This is a genomic window from Chondromyces crocatus, assembly GCF_001189295.1.
GTDB classification, from domain to species: domain Bacteria; phylum Myxococcota_A; class Polyangia; order Polyangiales; family Polyangiaceae; genus Chondromyces; species Chondromyces crocatus.
The window spans coordinates 2394383-2411354 of record NZ_CP012159.1 but is presented as its reverse complement, the minus strand read 5'-3'; the positions used below and the strand labels follow the sequence as shown (position 1 = coordinate 2411354).

Annotated in this window: 14 protein-coding genes; 8 read left to right on the top strand and 6 right to left on the bottom strand. The window is 68.5% G+C overall.

Going from position 1 to position 16972, the window contains the following annotated elements:
* The first annotated feature begins 9 nt into the window (after positions 1-9).
* From CMC5_RS08930 to CMC5_RS44125, 5 genes are all read left to right on the top strand, one after another.
* Positions 10-2037, top strand: a complete 2028-nt coding sequence (locus tag CMC5_RS08930) for an ABC-F family ATP-binding cassette domain-containing protein (RefSeq protein ID WP_050429997.1) — start codon at positions 10-12, stop codon at positions 2035-2037.
* The gene (locus CMC5_RS08925; RefSeq protein ID WP_245678365.1) at positions 2034-2792 is read left to right on the top strand and encodes a glutaredoxin family protein; all 759 of its coding nucleotides are present in this window, start codon (positions 2034-2036) and stop codon (positions 2790-2792) included. Before CMC5_RS08930 ends, CMC5_RS08925 begins: the two co-directional genes overlap by 4 nt.
* Before the next feature lie 87 nt (positions 2793-2879).
* Positions 2880-3671: a hypothetical protein gene (locus tag CMC5_RS08920; protein WP_050429996.1), complete on the top strand. Its 792-nt coding sequence runs from the start codon at positions 2880-2882 to the stop codon at positions 3669-3671.
* Positions 3672-3677: 6 nt separating this feature from the next.
* The gene (locus tag CMC5_RS08915) at positions 3678-4511 is read left to right on the top strand and encodes a metallophosphoesterase family protein (protein WP_050429995.1); all 834 of its coding nucleotides are present in this window, start codon (positions 3678-3680) and stop codon (positions 4509-4511) included.
* 32 nt (positions 4512-4543) lie between these two features.
* Positions 4544-5329 carry a 4'-phosphopantetheinyl transferase family protein gene (locus CMC5_RS44125; protein ID WP_063796243.1) on the top strand — a complete coding sequence of 262 codons (786 nt, stop codon included), beginning with the start codon at positions 4544-4546 and terminating at the stop codon, positions 5327-5329.
* Between the two features lie 161 nt (positions 5330-5490).
* On the opposite strand, the gene CMC5_RS44120 is transcribed toward CMC5_RS44125, so the two are convergent.
* Positions 5491-6972 carry a hypothetical protein gene (locus tag CMC5_RS44120; RefSeq protein WP_156338376.1) on the bottom strand — a complete coding sequence of 494 codons (1482 nt, stop codon included), beginning with the start codon at positions 6970-6972 and terminating at the stop codon, positions 5491-5493.
* 425 nt (positions 6973-7397) lie between these two features.
* On the opposite strand from CMC5_RS44120, the gene CMC5_RS08900 reads away from it, so the two are divergent.
* Positions 7398-8930, top strand: coding sequence for a M20/M25/M40 family metallo-hydrolase (locus CMC5_RS08900; RefSeq protein WP_169796486.1), 1533 nt, complete (start codon positions 7398-7400; stop codon positions 8928-8930).
* A 62-nt stretch (positions 8931-8992) separates the two neighbouring features.
* Positions 8993-10408: an inorganic phosphate transporter gene (locus CMC5_RS08895; protein WP_050429992.1), complete on the top strand. Its 1416-nt coding sequence runs from the start codon at positions 8993-8995 to the stop codon at positions 10406-10408.
* Between the two features lie 57 nt (positions 10409-10465).
* Here CMC5_RS08895 and CMC5_RS08890 read toward each other — a convergent pair whose 3' ends face one another.
* The 3 genes from CMC5_RS08890 to CMC5_RS08880 form a co-directional block, all read right to left on the bottom strand.
* The gene (locus CMC5_RS08890) at positions 10466-11518 is read right to left on the bottom strand and encodes a hypothetical protein (protein WP_050429991.1); all 1053 of its coding nucleotides are present in this window, start codon (positions 11516-11518) and stop codon (positions 10466-10468) included.
* Between the two features lie 178 nt (positions 11519-11696).
* A complete protein-coding gene (locus CMC5_RS08885) occupies positions 11697-12551 on the bottom strand; it encodes a PPK2 family polyphosphate kinase (protein WP_050429989.1) in 855 nt (284 codons plus the stop codon).
* A 94-nt stretch (positions 12552-12645) separates the two neighbouring features.
* Positions 12646-13110, bottom strand: a complete 465-nt coding sequence (locus tag CMC5_RS08880; protein WP_050429988.1) for a DUF2383 domain-containing protein — start codon at positions 13108-13110, stop codon at positions 12646-12648.
* Between the two features lie 272 nt (positions 13111-13382).
* On the opposite strand from CMC5_RS08880, the gene CMC5_RS08875 reads away from it, so the two are divergent.
* On the top strand, positions 13383-14843 hold the full coding sequence (locus CMC5_RS08875; protein ID WP_050429987.1) for a serine/threonine protein kinase: 1461 nt from the start codon (positions 13383-13385) through the stop codon (positions 14841-14843).
* Positions 14844-14902: 59 nt separating this feature from the next.
* Here the strand turns inward: CMC5_RS08875 and CMC5_RS08870 are convergent, their stop codons facing one another.
* Both CMC5_RS08870 and CMC5_RS48395 read right to left on the bottom strand, forming a co-directional pair.
* Positions 14903-15784 (bottom strand): hypothetical protein, encoded by an 882-nt coding sequence (locus CMC5_RS08870; protein ID WP_245678364.1) that lies wholly within the window; start codon positions 15782-15784, stop codon positions 14903-14905.
* 216 nt (positions 15785-16000) lie between these two features.
* A complete protein-coding gene (locus CMC5_RS48395; RefSeq protein WP_050429986.1) occupies positions 16001-16963 on the bottom strand; it encodes an NAD-dependent epimerase/dehydratase family protein in 963 nt (320 codons plus the stop codon).
* Between the last annotated feature and the right edge of the window lie 9 nt (positions 16964-16972).

Sequence of the window (16972 nt, the reverse complement as noted above, 5' to 3'; positions counted from 1 at the left end):
TGCGCCGCCATGACCGTCTTGCAGGTGGCTGATCTCGGCTTCGGATACGGCGCGCGACGTCTTTTCCAGGGCATCACCTTCTCTCTCGAACAGGGCCAGCGCGCTGCCCTGGTCGCCCCGAACGGCGCCGGAAAGTCCACGCTGATGCGGCTGGTCGGCCGGGAAATGCCCCCGGACGAGGGCTCGGTCGTCCTCCGGAAGGGGGTCCGGGTCGCGTTCTTCCGGCAGTCGCACGAGCTGACGGCCGAGGGCACGGTGATGGAAGCCTTCCTCTCCGGCTTCGCCGACGCGCTCGCCTTGCGCCACGCGCTCACCGAGGCCCAGCACGCAGCAGCGAGCGGTAGCGAGGCAGACCTCGCGCGCCTTTCGGATCTCACCGATCGCTACCACCTGTCCGGGGGCGACGATCTGGAGCGCCGCGTGGAGATCATCGCCGGCCACCTGGGGTTCGGCCCGAAGGACATGGACCGGCCCGTCGGAAGCCTCTCCGGCGGCGAGCGCGGCAGGCTCCAGCTCGGCGTGGTGCTCGCGCTGGAGCCGGACCTGCTCTTGCTCGACGAGCCGACCAACCACCTGGACATCGAGACCATCGCCTGGCTGGAGCGGCATCTCGTGGCGATGAACAGCGCCATGCTCATCGTGAGCCACGACCGCGCGTTCATGGATGCGGTCTGTCCGCACACCATGGAACTCGGCACGAAGAGCTTCCGGACCTACCCCCTCAAGTACAGCGACTACGCCGTGGCCCGCGAGGAAGACCTCGCCCGCGAGCGGGAGCTGGTCGAGCGGCAGCAGGACATGATCTCCAAGACCGAGGACTTCATCCGCCGCAACATCGCGGGCCAGAAGACCAAGCAGGCACAGAGCCGGCGCAAGATGCTGGAGAAGCTCGACGTGCTCGACCGCCCCGAGGACGTGTGGGCGCTCGCCGAGAAGGTGAGCTTCCGCTTCGCGCCGGCAGCGCGCACCGGGGACATCGTACTCGACGTGCGCGACGTCGCCGCGTCGCGAGGCGGGCGGCAGCTCTTCTCGGGGGTGGAGATGCTGCTCCGCCGCGGGGACCGCCTGGGCCTCGTCGGACCGAACGGCACGGGCAAGACCACCCTGCTCAAGATCCTCGCCGGGCAAGGCGGCCCCGAGGATCAAGGGGAGGTCCGGCGTGGCACGAACCTGAACGAGGGCTACTTCGATCAGCACCTCGGCTCCCTGGACCCCGGCAAGTCGGCGGTCGAGGAGATCCGGAGCGTGCGACCCGACATGAACGTGGACGTGGCGCGGCAGTACCTGGCGCGGTTCCGCTTCTACGGCGACGACGCGCTCCGCCGGGTGCAGGGTTTCTCGGGTGGCGAGCGCAGCCGGCTCGCCCTCGGCAAGCTGCTCCTCGAGCCGCGCAACCTGCTGTTCCTCGACGAGCCGACCAACCACCTCGACATCCCCGCAGCGGAGATCCTCGAAGAGGCGCTGGTGGGGTTCGAGGGGACGGTGGTTCTCGTGTCCCACGATCGACGCTTCCTCGAGCGGGTGACGACCCGGATCATGGCGGTGCGCGACGGGCAGGTCGATCTCTACCCGGGTGGCTACAAGGACTGGATCGAGGCGCTCGATCGGCGCGCCGCCGCCGAGGCGGAGGCCGAGCAGCAAGAGCGCGAGGAGAAAGAAGCGGCGCGGCGAGGACCCGAGTCGAAGAGCGGACGCGCCGTGCGACGGAGCAGCTCGACACGCCCCAGTCCCGCCGCAGCGCAGCCAGCTCCCGACGATCCCGCCGCCCGGAAGCGCGCCTTCGAGGCCGACAAGGCAGCAGCCCGGTCGCTGGAGCGCAAGCGCAAGCGGGTCAAGGAGCTGGAGACCCAGATCGCCACGGGCGAGGCGGACCTGGCGGTGCTGCGCGAAGAACTGAAGCAGGATCCAGGTGGAGACTGGGCGAAGCTGGCGAAGAAGGCGTCCGAAGAGCAGGCGCTCAGCCGACGTGTCGACGCCGCAATGACGGAGTGGATGGCGCTCAGCGAGGAACTCGGCACGTCGGGAGGTGCGGGGTGAGTTCTCGTCGGGGGTGGCCCATCTCGCTCTTGCTCGGGGCATGCCTGGGGACCCTGGGCTGCAGCGAGAAGGTGGACGACGGGACGTCTCCGCGGCCGCTCGTGACCGAGCTGCCGAAGATCGAGCTGCAGGACGACACGCCGAACCTCCTGCTCACCTGGGTCGACGACAAGGGCGAGACCCACGTCACCATGAAGCCGGCCGACGTGCCCGCCGAAGGAAAGCCGATGGTGCGCGTGATCCTTTCCGACCGGGAGGAAGGCACGCGCGACACGTTCTACGTCGCCGATCTGACCCAGAAGGGCGAGAGCGGCAGCTACGTGGTGAAGACCATGGCGCGGCGGGAGTGGGAAGGCCTCCTCGAGAAGCGCCGCGCCGCCCACCTCGCGGCGCTCGCGCCCCCTCCCCCTCCCTCGCCGCCCCCGCGAGCGAGCGCCGGACCCCAGGCCGGCGCTGCCCCTGTGCAACCAGGCGCGGGGGTGCAGGGCGTGACGGTGATCATCTACGGCGCCTCGTGGTGCAGGCCCTGCCACGATGCCGCCGACTACCTTCGCCGCAAGGGCGTGACCGTGGTCGAAAAAGACATCGAGAAGACCCCGGCGGCCGCAGCCGAGATGCAGGAGAAGCTCGCCAAGGTGAATCGCCGTGGCGGCAGCATCCCGATCCTCGACGTGCGCGGTCAGATCCTCGTCGGCTTCAGCCCTGGCTCCGTCGATCGAGCGCTGGCTCAGGCGATGAGTGGCACGGCGCTGTGATGTCGTCCGACCCTGCGGCAGAGGCAGCGCATTGACACCCCCCTGGCCCGCGGCGATGGCTCTCCTCCGGGTGCAAGGAGGGACGGCATGGACAGGATAGCGACGCTCGGAATCGCGCTCTTCGCAGTGGTCTGCGGTGGATGTCAGGGTCAGGAGAGCGCGGAGACGTCGCCTGCGACGAAGCAGGAAGGGACGCAGACGCCACGCGCGTCGGGGACGTCGGGTGCGGTCACGGGCACGACGGCTGCGGCCGGAGGGACCCTGGCGCCGACGACGACGGCAGCGCCAGCGGCGACCGCAGCCGCCGCGCCTCCCGCGAAGGGGTACGATCTCTCGGCGATCAAGGCGATCCCCGACAACTGCGCTTCGGCCTCGGTGATCCTCACGTCTGCGCCCAAGAGCGTCGGCGCCAACTACGACTGGGCCATCTCCCGACAAGCGCTGCTCGCGAACCAGCAGTTCCGGGTCGTCCACCCCGGCCCTCCCACCTCACCCGGAGAAGTCTCGCTCGCGCCTTACGAGTACGGCAGCGCCTATGCGCTGGTCGCCCGTTGCAGCGACGGCGCCACGTGCAACCAGCTCGCCGCCATGTACAAGGCCATCGTCCGATCCAGCCGCCCTCAACCCATCTGCGGCCCGGTGCAAGGCATCGGAGCCTCGCCCGTCGCCGCGTTCCGCCTGGATGGCCACGAGGGCAACCTCCCCCGCGCACAGGACACGATCGCCGCGTGCGCGCGCCTGAGCGCCTGCCAGATCGCCACCGACCGCGCCACGCCCGGCGACCCGTTCCTCGAATGCCAGAAGAAACCGCAAGCCTTCAAGCGGGAGTGCGCCGCTCGCCATCCCTGCGCCGAGGTGCTGGCCTGCATGGCACAGTGAGTCTGGATGAAGCTTCTCGCCCTCAGTGACCTGCACGTCGGCCACCCCCGCAACCGCGAGGTCCTCGGCGAACTCACCCCGCGCCCTGACGACTGGCTCATCCTGGGAGGCGATCTCGGCGAGACCGAGGAGCACCTGCGCTGGGTCCTCGACACCCTCGGACCTCGCTTCCAGCAGCTCGTCTGGGTCCCGGGCAACCACGAGCTCTACGTTCATCCGGACGACACCGCGTCTCCACGGGGCGAAGAGCGCTACCTGCGCCTCGTCGAGCTATGCCGGGGCGCCGGCGTGATCACCCCGGAAGACCCGTATGTGACCTGGACTGGTGAGGGCGAACCGCACCTGATCGCCCCCCTCTTCCTCCTCTACGACTACAGCTTCCGGCCCGCGCACGTGGCCGAGCAGGACGCGGTGGCCTGGGCCATGGAGAGCGGGCTGCTCTGCTCGGACGAGATGCTGCTCGACCCGCGCCCCTACCCGAGCCGCACCGCCTGGTGCCACGCCCGCGTCGACGCCACCGCAGCGCGCCTGGCCGCAGCGCCCCCACTCCCCAAGGTGCTCATCAACCACTTCCCGCTGCGCGAAGACCTGGTGCGCCTGCGATGGATCCCCCGCTTCTCGATCTGGTGCGGCACGCGCAAGACCCATGACTGGCACCTGCGCTTCGGTGCAGGCGTGGTCGTCACGGGCCACCTGCACATCCCTCGCACCGACTGGGTGGACGGTGTTCGCTTCGAGGAGGTCTCCTTCGGTTATCCTCGCCAGCGTCCCCCGACGCTCCGCGCCGATGACTGCCTGCGAGAGATCCTCCCCGGGCCCCCGGCCCGGCGTGGCGCGTGACCACCACTCCCCCTGTCCCCGGACGAAGCCCGATGTCCTCCCTGCTCGAGATCCCGCCCGGCGTCGCGCACCTCTGGTACGTCTTCCACGAGGAAATCCAGGATCCAGGCCTCCTCGCCGCCTACCGCGACCTGATGACCCCCGAGGAGGCAGAGCGACAAGCCCGCTTTTACTTCCCCAAAGGCCGGCACGAGCATCTGGTCACGCGTGCGCTGGTACGCACCACCCTCTCCAGGTACGCCCCCGTGGACCCACGCGACTGGCGGTTCGTGGCAGGCGACAAAGGACGCCCGGAGATCGCGGCCCCCACAGGGAACGCGCGGCTACGCTTCAACCTGTCCCACACCGAGGGTCTCATCGCTTGCCTCGTCACCCTCGATCACGAGGTCGGCGTGGACGTGGAGTTCGTGGATCGCCCCTCCAGCACCGTCGACGTCGCCGATCGATTCTTCTCTCCGCACGAGGTGCGCGAGCTGCGCGCGCAGCCCGCGGAACGCCAGCGTGATCGCTTCTTCGACTACTGGACGCTGAAAGAGTCGTACATCAAGGCGCGTGGCATGGGCCTCTCCCTGCCCCTCGATCAGTTCTCGTTCCACCTCGGAAGCGAAGGGCTCGCGGCCGAGACCCGCCCGATGCGCGCCCGTGACGACATCGAGATCTCCTTCGATCTACAGCTCGTCGACGATCCGGAGAGCTGGCAGTTCGCTCTCTGGAGCCCTTCGACACGGCACCGCATGGCCGCCGGCGTCCGCAAAGGTCGAGGTGCCACCCCCTTCAAGATCGAGCTGCGCCAGACGGTCCCGCTCACCGGCCGCTGAAATCGGACGAAGCCCCCTGTTCGGAACACGCCCGAACCCGGAGCCAGAAGCCTGGACTGAAAGCGAAAGGACGAGAGGGCGGAGGAGAACCAGCAGCAGCGCTCGACGCCCCTCGACCGAGCGCTGCTCCGACAGCAGCGCCCGTCAGGGGGCGACTGCTGCTAGCGCGCCACCCGTCCCACCTTCGGCTGAGCCGGCTTCGAGGCGAAGCGCTTGTAGAGCTGATCCAGGGTGACGGTGACGTCGGCGTAGAACGTCGAGCCGATCGGGCTGTAGAAGACATTGCGCCGCTGCCCGTCCTCACCGATCTGGAACGCGGTGTTGTTGTACCCGATGTCCACCAGCAGCTCGGGCAGCACCTGGTACGCGAGGCTCACGTCGAACATCGTCAGCGCGCGGAGGCTCGTCCGGTTCTCCATCCGTGAGCCCGTCACGCAACCCGTGAGCGTCTGGGCCTCGCAGCCCGACGACTCGAACCTCGACGGGAACTGGCTCCAGAGCTGGGCCAGACCGTTCAGCTGCAGGTTGCCGTAGATCGGCATGAAGAACGAGAAGCTGGTGATGATCTGATCCTGGACGAGCGCGCCACCGGTGAGCTGATCGGAGATACCCGTCGTCCCGCCTGCCGTCTGCCGCGGGATGTTCAGATCCGAGTAAGTCGCCGTCGACGCACGGTTGAACTGGTGCTGCCAGGTCCCGCTCAGGGTGAAGAAGATGTTGTTCAACCCGTCCGCATCGCTGCCGAGCAGCTTCACCATCTGGCGAGCGCCCGCGCCGAGCGACGTGGTCATGTAGCGCCCCTGGTAGCGGCTCCACCGCGAGGTCGGCAGATCGATGCCACCGCTGACGATACCCCACGTCTTGTACTCACCACCGCCGGCCAGCGTCGGATCGCGCGCCGCAGCGGCACCTGCCGACGCCGCGCCCGTCCCACCACCGCCAGAGTACAGCGTGCGCGTGTAGGTCAAGCGCAGCGGGATGTCATTGACGTCGACGTCGCGCTCTCGCGCGGAGAAGTTGTTGTCGGTCAGATCCCAGCGCAGCGTCATCACGCTGCTCACGCGAAGCTGGTTCACCGGATCGCGGTGGATCATGTAGCCGGGCACGAACGAGAACGCCCAGAGGTAGTTCTCCGACTCGCGGCCGATCACGTCGGCGCCCACGCCGAAGATCGTCGTCGTCGCGCTCTGGTTCCAGTTGATCAGCGTACCGGCCCAGCGGTTGGGGGCCGGCGGAGCTGCAGGTGCCTCTTCCACGACCGGAGCCGCTGCGCCTGGCGCGTCGGGCTGAGCCGGCGCGGCGGGGGCCGGCGGAGTCACCTCCTCGGTGGCAGGCGGCGTCTCCACGGGCGGGTTCGGCTGATCGGGCTGCGGAGGCTGCTGTGCCCCAGCCGCACCGGGCGCAGCCTGCGCGCCGACCGAGCCGGTCGCACTGGCAGACCCCGCGGCTCCCGACCCGGAGAGGCCGAGCGACAGGGACCCACCCGCCACGGGCGCTGCGGGAGCCGCACCAGGAGCAGAGGGTGTCGTGGGGGCGGGGGCTGGCGGAGGCGCAGGTGGCGCCGGTTGCTGGGCATGCGCGACGGCCGCTGTGCCCAGCACGCCGGCAGCTGCCAGCACCATCGTTCGGAGCGTTGTCTTCACTACATCCACCTCGATCTCAGCTCGCGTTCGCCGCAACGTGGGTTCCGCCCTCGGCGCAAGAAGCGCGTACCTACGGGCGTCTCACGACCATCCATTCGCGTCAACGTACCGGTGCTCCTGGACATGACCGTGCGGCACTCCCCTCATGCACGATCCAAGCCTACCCTGACACGCCACGCAACTCATGGATATCAAAGCCTTTTGATGCCCCGTCCGCACGATCCGGCCCGGATCCCGACGTGGCGCCGTCAGTCCCCGCACGAGGTGCCGCCGTCGAGATGCTGACGATCCCGAGTCCGGCGCGACCTGGAAGGCATGACGTGACGGAGAGCACACTCACGCGACCACCAGCTCCTCCCGCTTCTGACCGCGCCTTGCCCCTGCGACCGCTTGTCCTTCGTCTCGATTCAGCGATGCTCCCGGCCGTGTCTCTCTCCCATCTCTCCGGCCGTCACGCTCTCCTCGCCCTGTCGCTCCCTCTTGGCCTCGCCAGCCTCGCGGCGTGCGCGGCCCCCGCGCCTCCCAGTCCCACCGCGAACGCCTCCCCCGCGAACACCGTCGTCCGCGCCCCTGGCCCCACCGCCTTCTCCCTCCCCGAAGCCACGACGACCGCCATGAACGAGCCTGCCCCCACCAGCCCCATCGATGCCCTCCGCGATCAGGTCCTGGCGTCTTCCCAGGCCTGGGAGACGACCCGCTCGCTCGTCGACGAGGTCGGCCCCCGCTTCGCCGGTAGCCCCGGAGATCGAGCTGCCATCGCCTGGGCGCTTCGCACACTCACCGCCCGCGGACTCCAGAACGTCCGCGCGGAGAAGGTGAAGGTCCCCCGCTGGAGACGCGGCGCCGAATCCGCACGCATCGTCTCCTCTCACCCACGCGAGCTCGCCGTCGCAGCGCTCGGCGGCAGCGTCCCCACCCCCCGGAGCGGCATCACCGCCGACGTCCTCCACGTCCCGAGCCTCGAAACCCTCGAAGCTCTCGATCGCAAGGCCGTCGAGGGCCGCATCGTCTTCTTCTCCACCCGCATGGAGCGCACGGTCGACGGCTCCGGCTACGGCAAGGCGGTCGGCATCCGCGGCGCTGGCCCGAGCCTCGCCGCGCGCAAGGGCGCCGTCGCCGTGGTCATCCGCTCCGTGGGCACCTCCAGCGACCGCATCCCTCACACCGGCAGCACCCGCTACCAGCCCGACGCCCCGAAGATCCCCGCCGCTGCGCTCTCCGTGCCCGACGCCGAGATGCTGGAGCGACGACTCACCGAGGGCCCCGTACGCCTCACCTTGTCCCTCGAGAGCGAGATGCTCGCCGACGCCGAGTCCGCCAACGTCATCGGCGAAGTCCCGGGCAGCACCCACCCCGAGGAGATCGTCCTGCTCGGCGCGCACCTCGACTCCTGGGATCTCACCCCTGGCGCCCTCGACGATGCCGCCGGGTGCGCGATCGTCATCGAGGCGGGACGCGCCATCGCCTCACTCCCTCGCAAACCACGCCGCACCGTGCGCATCGTCCTGTTCGCCAACGAGGAGTTCGGCCTCTCCGGAGCGCGTGCCTATGCCGAAGCCCACGCCGACGAGCTCCCCCGACACCTGATCGGCCTCGAAGCCGATGTCGGCGACGGCAAGGTCCTCGCGGCGCGCTTCCTCGGCGCCGACGCCGCGCGACCCGCGTTCGAGACGCTGATCCGGCCCCTCGCGCCCCTCGGTGTGAAGGTCTCCTCCGAGGACGCCCGCGGCGGCGCCGACCTCATTCCCCTCCGGGCGCAAGGCGTACCCGTCGCCGAACTCGAACAGGACGCCACCCGCTACTTCGACGTCCACCACACGGCCAACGACACCATGGCCAAGATCGTCCGTGCAGACCTGGATCAAGCCGCCGCCGCCTTCACTACCTTCGCCTACGCCGCGGCGGACATGTCAGGCGACCTCGGCCGGATCCCCGACGAAAAACGACGCTTTCGTTGATCTTCAAACTCTGACACACGGCCGACACACATCCGTGGCCTGAGCCTCCTAGGGTAGCGCCCGTGGAGTCCCTCTTCGACCCATCGCTGGGCGCCACGAACCAGCTTCTGGTCTTCGTCTGCCTGGCCATCGCCCTCGGATTCGAGTTCGTCAACGGCTTTCACGACACGGCCAATGCCGTCGCCACCGTCATCTACACCAATGCGCTCCGCGCCCCCGTCGCGGTCGTCCTCTCCGGCATCTGCAACTTCATCGGCGTCTTCGTCGGCGGCATCGCCGTCGCCATCGGCATCATCCAGCTCTTGCCCGTCGAGCTGCTCGTCTCGAAGGGCGTCGGGGCCGGCCTCGCGATGGTGCTCGCGCTCCTGCTCGCCGCCATCACCTGGAACGTGGGCACCTGGTACCTCGGCCTCCCCGCGTCCAGCTCCCACACCCTCATCGGCGCCATCCTCGGCGTGGGCATCGCCAACTCCCTCACCCCCGGCCACACCTTTGGCGAGGGCGTGCGCTGGAGCAAAGCTGCCGACATCGGCCTCTCCCTGCTCGTCTCGCCGCTCATGGGCTTCACCCTCGCGGCGCTGCTCATGCTCCTCATCAAGCGCTACACCCGGAACAGCGCCCTCCTCCAGCAACCCCCCAAAAACCATCCACCACCGCGCGGCATCCGCGCCTTGCTCGTCGCGACCTGCTGCGGCGTGAGCTTCGCCCACGGCTCGAACGACGGCCAGAAGGGCGTAGGCCTGGTGATGCTCATCCTCATCGGCCTCGTCCCTGCCGGCTTCGCCGTCGACCTCACCGCCGGCCCCGATCACATGACCCGCGCCGCGGAGGCTACCCGCAACGTCACCACCTTCGTCCGCGAGCACCACGACGCCAGCAGCGCCGCCAAGGCGGAGGAAGTGCTCGCCGACCTCGGGCGCGTCAGCCGCATCCTCGATGGACGAAGCTCTACCCTGGAGATCCCGCGCGACGACCGCTTCCGGGTCCGCCAGCAGATCCTCCTCGCCGACCGCGCCATCGAGGACATGCTCACCACGGGTGGCCTCGGCCTCTCCGCCCCGGAGCAGAAGCAGCTCGCGCGCGACCGCAAGCAGATGAAGATCCTGACCGACTACGCCCCCAACTGGGTGATCTTCGCCATCGCCCTCGCGCTGGGCATCGGCACCATGGTCGGCTGGAAACGCATCGTCGTCACCGTCGGCGAGAAGATCGGCAAATCCCACCTCACCTACGCACAGGGTGCCTCCGCCGAGCTGGTCGCGGCCGGCATGATCGGCTTCTCCTCCGTGATCGGCCTGCCCGTGAGCACGACCCACGTCCTCTCGTCGGGCATCGCCGGCACCATGGTGGCGCAGCGCTCCGGCCTCCAGCAGTCGACGGTGCGCAACATCGGGCTCGCCTGGGTGATGACGCTCCCGGCCTCGATGATGCTCTCCGCCGTGTTCTTCCTCCTCTTCCGGGCGCTCTTCGCCGACTGACGAACTCGCCGAGGGGCGCTCGCAACGCCCCTCCGGACTGTGGGCAACCGCGCTGGCCTACTTCGCCGGCGCCGCAGGCTTCGGCGGCGGATAGGCGAGCGCCAGCGACAGCAGCACGTTGTTCTGCGTCTGGAGCTTGTCCACGAGGAGTGGCTCCCTCACGAGCCGCAGCTCGTAGTCGACGCTCGCCCACTCCACGACCTTGAACGACAGGGACCCGATGAGCGCGAGGTTTGCGAGATCGAAGGCGCTGCGGTCCTCCGTCGTAGGCAGCGCCGTGTGCATGAAGGGGATCAGGACTTCTCCCATCAACCGGTAGCTGATCCCTTTGTTCGCCGTCACGCCCCACATCTCGAGCGAGGCTTCCATGCCCAGTTGATACGCGTTGCTCATCTCCTGGACCTCGATCTCGGGCGTCGCCGCGTCATCGGCGAGGGCAAGCTGCCCCTTCGCGAACGACTGGCGCGCGCCAGCGCCGGCCCGCGCCTCCAGGCTGAAGGCGTCCGACTTCACCGGCTGCGCGAACGGACCGACCGACTCCTTGAGCGTGAGCGGCCTGAACGGGTCGGTCATCGGCAACCGCTCCGCCACCGTCGCGTCGACCGTCCCGTCCTCACGACGGATCAGGTACGTCGTCTCCCCGGGGCGCACATCCGCGCCGCGAAACATCGTCGTGTTCGCCGCGACCCGCAGGAACGGACCGAACCACGGCAGCACATGGTAGAGCGCCGTACTGTCCAGCGTCGCCAGATCGCGCGCCTTCACCAGCTGGTCGATGAGCGGCGTCCTGGCCATCCCCCCGGCCATCCCGATCACCGTGCGCCACTCCCACGGGCCCCGGTTGTACTGGAGCGTGCTGTCGAGCTTGAACCCGAACAGCAAGCTCATGCCGTCGGTCTGCCCGAGCACGCTGCGGTTGTCGCTGACGCTGAACTGGGCCCCCACCGCCAGCGTCCCATCCAGGCCATCTTTCCGGTCGGACGTCCCGCTCGACAGGTACTCGTGCTTGGGCGCCTCCAGCTTCTTCGGCAGCTCCTGCGCGACCGAGGGCAGCGCGAGCAGCGTCACCGCGAGAGCGGCTGCTGCGCCGGTGAATGAACAGTGTTGCATGGTCTCCTTCGTATCGTGGATGGCGGCTGCGATGGCAACGGCCGTGCCGCGAGGAAGCCCGCCGGGAAGCAGCCTCCCGCGCAGGTTCGAGGTGCCACGTTGCAGCCTCCTGGTCTCACCTGCTGAGGCCTCCAGGCCTCACCCCCCGAGCACCCCGGCGAGCGCCGGGGTCACCTCCTCAATCGTTACCGTTCCCGCGCCGGTTGCCGAGCGACTTCCGGTACTCCGCGAGCGCGCTTCGCCCCTCGGCGCCGTCCGAGTCGAGCTTGTCCAGCCAGGACTGCTTGTACGGACGCATCGCCTCGGCCACCACCTCGGCGATCACCAGGTTGCGGTACCACTTGGCGTCCGCAGGCACCACGAACCATGGCGCATGGGACGACGAGCAGCGCGCGATCGCCGCCTCGTACGCCTCGGTGTAGTCGTCCCAGCGCTCGCGCTCCTTCCAGTCGTTCACGTTCAGCTTCCAGGCCGTCGACGGATCGCGCTCCCGCTCGAGGAGCCGCTTCTCCTGCTCCTTCTTGCTGATGTGCAGGAAGAACTTGAGCACGATGGTCCCGTGCTCGGCGAGCAGCTCCTCGAAGTCGTTGATGTGCCCGTAGCGCTCCTTCCACAGCGACTTCGGCACCAGATCGTGGACCCGCGCGACCAGCACGTCCTCGTAGTGCGATCGGTTGAAGATCGAGAACTCCCCGCGGCGCGGCGCGTGACGGTGCACGCGCCACAGGAAGTCGTGCTCCCGCTCCTCGGTCGTCGGCACCCCGAACGACACCACGTTCACCCCGCGCGGGTTCAGCGCGCCGACCACGTGCTTGATCGCGCCGTCCTTCCCCGCCGCATCGCGGCCCTGCAGGACGACGAGCACGCTGTTCAGCCGCGCCCCCCACATCAGCTCCTGGAGGCGGAACGTCTCCTGGTTCAGCGTCTCGAAGCGGGCGACCGCCTGCTCCTTCGTGACGTCCTTCGGCGGGTCCGTCGCGATGTCGGACAGGCGGACTTTGCTTCCACTCTCATCGAAGCGTACGGGCGGCATGCCCCTGGTCTACGGCAGCCGGACACCCGCAGCCACGGGAAACGCACGCGAGCACACCGTCACAGCCGCAACAGCCCTGCTCCCGCGCATCGAGTCACAGCCGCAACAGCCCTGCTCCCGCGTCGAGACGATCCACGATCCAGTCGTGATGCCGATGCTCGGTGGCCAGATGCTTGCGCAGCACCAGCCGCACGGCATCGGGCAGGCCGGGACGCGCAGCGATCCGCTCGTGGAGTCGCTCCGACTCCGCCTCGTTCACCTTCATCGCTTCCAGGACCGGCCGGTCCCCGAAGAGCCCGACGATCACCACCTTCCCTCGCTTCAGCATCTGCTTGAGATCGCTCGCGCTCGCCGGCTCACCGCCGAGCTGTCGAACGAGCGCACAGAGCTCCCGCACCTGGCGGAGGTGCTCCCCCAGGAATCCCTGAATCCTCGCCCGATCGCGGGACTCCTCGACGCGCCCGACTGCCGCCTCGTAGGCCTCGATGGCCTCGTACTCGAGCTCGATCAGCTCGTTCAGCAGATCGATGACGGTCTTGTCATTGCCCATGATGGCCATGTTCCAGACTCCTCTGCGCGGTCCTCGGCAAAGCGAATGCCGCGCCAAAGGCGTGAGGATCGCGCTCAGGATCTAACCATTCGGTAGTTCGCCGCCCGAGACACCCCGACCAGAAAAGCCAGGCGAATTTGCATGAGCCCGCAAGTCGGCCAGAGTGCCGGGTAAGCGTGGACCATCTGCGTCTGGCCGAGCGCGCGTGCCGGACAGTGTGAGCCAGGCCCTCAGGCTTCCCGCCGGCCTGGCGAGCAGATACTCTTGCAACCCGAGGATTCATGGCCAAGGAGCAGAGCCTCCACGAGGGCACGGTCGTTGCGGGGCGCTACCGCATCGAGCAGCCGCTCGGCGAAGGCGGGATGTCGACCGTCTATGCGGTGCGGCACGTCCACACGGGTGAGCTCCTCGCGATGAAGATCCTGCGCGGCGCCGCCACGAGCGACCTCCGCTCCGTGGAGCTGTTCCGGCGAGAAATGCGTGCGCCCGCACAGATCGAGAGCGAGCACGTGGTGCGCGTCACCGATGCGGACGTCGCCCCCGAGCTCGGCAACGCACCGTTCATGGTGATGGAGCTGCTGCGCGGACACGATCTGGAGAAGGAGATTGCCCAGCGAGGCGCCCTCCCTGCGCCCGAGGTGCTGCTCTACCTGACCCAGGCGGCGCGCGCCCTCGACAAGGCCCACCGTCTGGGGATCGTCCACCGCGATCTGAAGCCCGAGAACCTGTTCCTCAGCCGACGCGAGGACGGCACACCGTGGCTCAAGATCCTCGACTTCGGCATCGCCAAGATCGACCCGAACGCGGCCGAGGGCATCGGCTCCGTCTCGACCACGGCAGCGGGCGAGGTCTTCGGAACTCCCCTCTACATGGCCCCAGAGCAAGCCCGCGGCCAGAACGACGAGGTCGGTCCCTGGACCGACGTCTGGGCCCTCGGTGTCATCGCGCACAAGCTCCTGACGGGAAAGGATGCATGGCAGCCACGCTCGATGGCCCACCTCGTGTCGCTGGTCGCCTACGAGCCCATGTCGACGCCCAGCAGCCGCGGGGTGGATCTCGGTCTCGGCTTCGACGAATGGTTCCTGCGCTGCTGTTCACGGGAGGCGGACCTGCGGTTCACGTCGGCGACCGAAGCGGTCACCGCGCTGGCGACCGCGCTGAACGACAGACCTGCCGATCCGTCGACGCTCATCCGAGAAGAACCCTCACCCCTGCGCGACACGGCCCCGAGCACGCGACGGAGCGCCGTAGCGCCCGTACGCGAGCTGCGCCCCTCGGCCGCCCCCCTGAGCCGGACGGGCATCGAGCAACCCGTACGGGTCGGGAGCTGGGTCGCCGGCGGTCTGTTTGCAGTGACCCTCGGTTTCGCAGGTCTGTTCGTGGCACTGCGCTCCGGCAACGCTCGGGCGGTGGGCCACGCCGTGCCCGGCGTGCACGCTGCCGCAGCGACCGCAGCCGCCGTCGCGAGCGCCGCCGCCGAGCCCGTACTTCGCGCCCCGGTGATGCTCGGCGACACCGACGCAGAGCAGGTCCCCATCTCCCTTGCTGCCTCCCCCGGCGCAGCGCAACGCCTGGATCACGACGAGACCTCCAACCCCTCCGGCGGCGAGACGCACCCTGCCTCCACCCCTCCTCCCTCGACGCCCCCCACCACCGCTGCCGTCCCCTCCACGACGACAGCGCCGATGAAGAAGAAGCCTTTCAAGAAGAAGATCGATCCCCGCCTCGACTCCCGAGACTGAGCGCCCTCCGCCCCGCAGCGGCGCTCCAGCCAGGCAGAAACGGCTCAGGAAGAGACGCCTCAGGCGCAGGCAGGAGCTCCGGACAGCAGCTCACTCGGGTCGTCGATGAGCACCGCACGACGAATCCATTGCTCCAGCTCGTTCAGGTTGGTGCTGGCAAAGATTCGCTCGCGAAGCTCGGCCGGCACCACGAGCGAACGCGCTTCGAAAATGGCCATCACGGCCTGGGCTTTGGCCTGCAAACTCCCTTTCTCTCTGCCCTCTTCGACCCAGGAACGCACGATATCGCTCCTCGGCACATAACCACCCTTCATCATTCCCTCCAGACGCTTCCTTGCAGCTTCATGAATGAAACTCATGACCAGATCGAAATAAATCCTGGCGTGCTCCTGCTCGAGCCCATCAGCCACCTGGAGAAACGTTCTACCGATAGCCTCCCCCGCGACCCCCTGCCCATGCGCCATGGCAGACAGCACCACCAGCTCGGGAGCAGCTCGTGCCCGCTCGATATCGATCATGAGCGGGATGTTCCCCGGCCCCAGGACGAGTGGTGTCATCACGAATCCTGGATGACCCATCTCGATGGGCTTCGCGCACCATTTCATCAGGTCTTCATGAATCGTCAAGACGAGAAGGCAAGTAGGACACTCGTAGCGCGCATGAACGCCCGCCACATAGAGTGGCCAGGTGTACCGTTTTCGAGGGTCCCGTCGAAGTTGCACCTCGATGACGATTGCGCGCTTAAAATCGCCGGCTGCAAGTAATACGACCAGATCGGCGCGGTGCTCTACTGGAATGGCTTCCGTCAGCTCGGCAGAGACGATCTGCGCGTCGGTGAACGACGGAACCGTCTCGTCGAGAAGCCCGCGCAGCACCTCTGTGACCAGCGTCGGCCGATTACGGAAAAGCAACAGCAACGCTTCGTGAAGGCGTGACGGCACAGCTCTCCTCTCGGAGCCGCGCTACCCATTCACACCACATGCCATGGCATGTCGCTTTCTCCCTCCTCGCCATCGCAGCGGAAAGCGAAGCCTTCCAGCCTTTCGAGGCGCTCTCCGGCCGGCCTTCCCCCCTTGGGCCCCCTGGCGCCCGCCACCTGGTCCGCCACCCCCGACAACCCCTCCCGACACCGACCGCTCCTCGCCGAGCGCTCCCCTTCAGGCAGCCAGCCGCTTGCCAAAGCGCGCCCGCGCCCACGCTGCCGTCTCCGCGACCGCCTCCTCCACCGGCGTCGGCCCCTCGCCGAACGTCGCACGAAACCGCGCATCATCCACCACGAACGGCACCTCCCACTGGTACGCCATCTCCGCGACCTCGCGCATGAAGGGCGAGAACAGCCCCACCGCCCGCAGCGCCAGCTTCGGGACCCGCACCATCCGGATCTCCAGATCGAGCGCGCGCCCCAGCCGTGACGCGAGCGCCCGCGTGCTCTCCGCCGGGTTCGTCGGCAGATGCCACACGCTCCCGAAGGCCGCCTCGTGCGCACCGAGCGTCCGGAGCGCGTGGGCCACGTCGTTCACGTAGGTGTAGGCGTGCGGCATGTCCGGGTCCCCCATGCATTCACCCGGCTTGCCGGCGAACACCCGCTGGAAGAAGCGCTCGTTCCAGCACGAGAACGGCAGCGCCGCCCCGAAGAAATCGCTCGCGCGCCCCACCGCCACCTGCACGTCCCCGCGCTGGTGCGCGCCCATCCGCAGGTTCGCGAGCTCCACCCGCAGCGCCCCCTTCTTGCTGCACGGCGCGTGCGGCGTGTCTTCCCGCATCGGCTCACTGGGGCGCCCGTACATGTAGAGGCAGTCGAGCGCCACGAGCCGCGCCCCCGCCCGCGTCGCACCCTGCAGCGCCCCGCGCGCCATCGGCAAGAGCAGCTCGGGCCACCTGGGGTACGGCGGATTCATGCAGTCGTAGACCACCGAAGCGCCCCGCGTCGCCTCTTCGGCGAAGGCGAGATCGGTCATGTCGCCGCTCACGCACGTGAGGTCCGGGTTCGTCGACGGCGACGAAGGCCCGAGCCGCACCATGCGCACACGATGACCGCGCTCGAGGAGAAGCTTCGAGAGACGAGCGCCGATCTGACCGGCGCCGAGAACCACGTGGAGGGCGGGTGCGTCGTTGTTCATGTCCCCAGG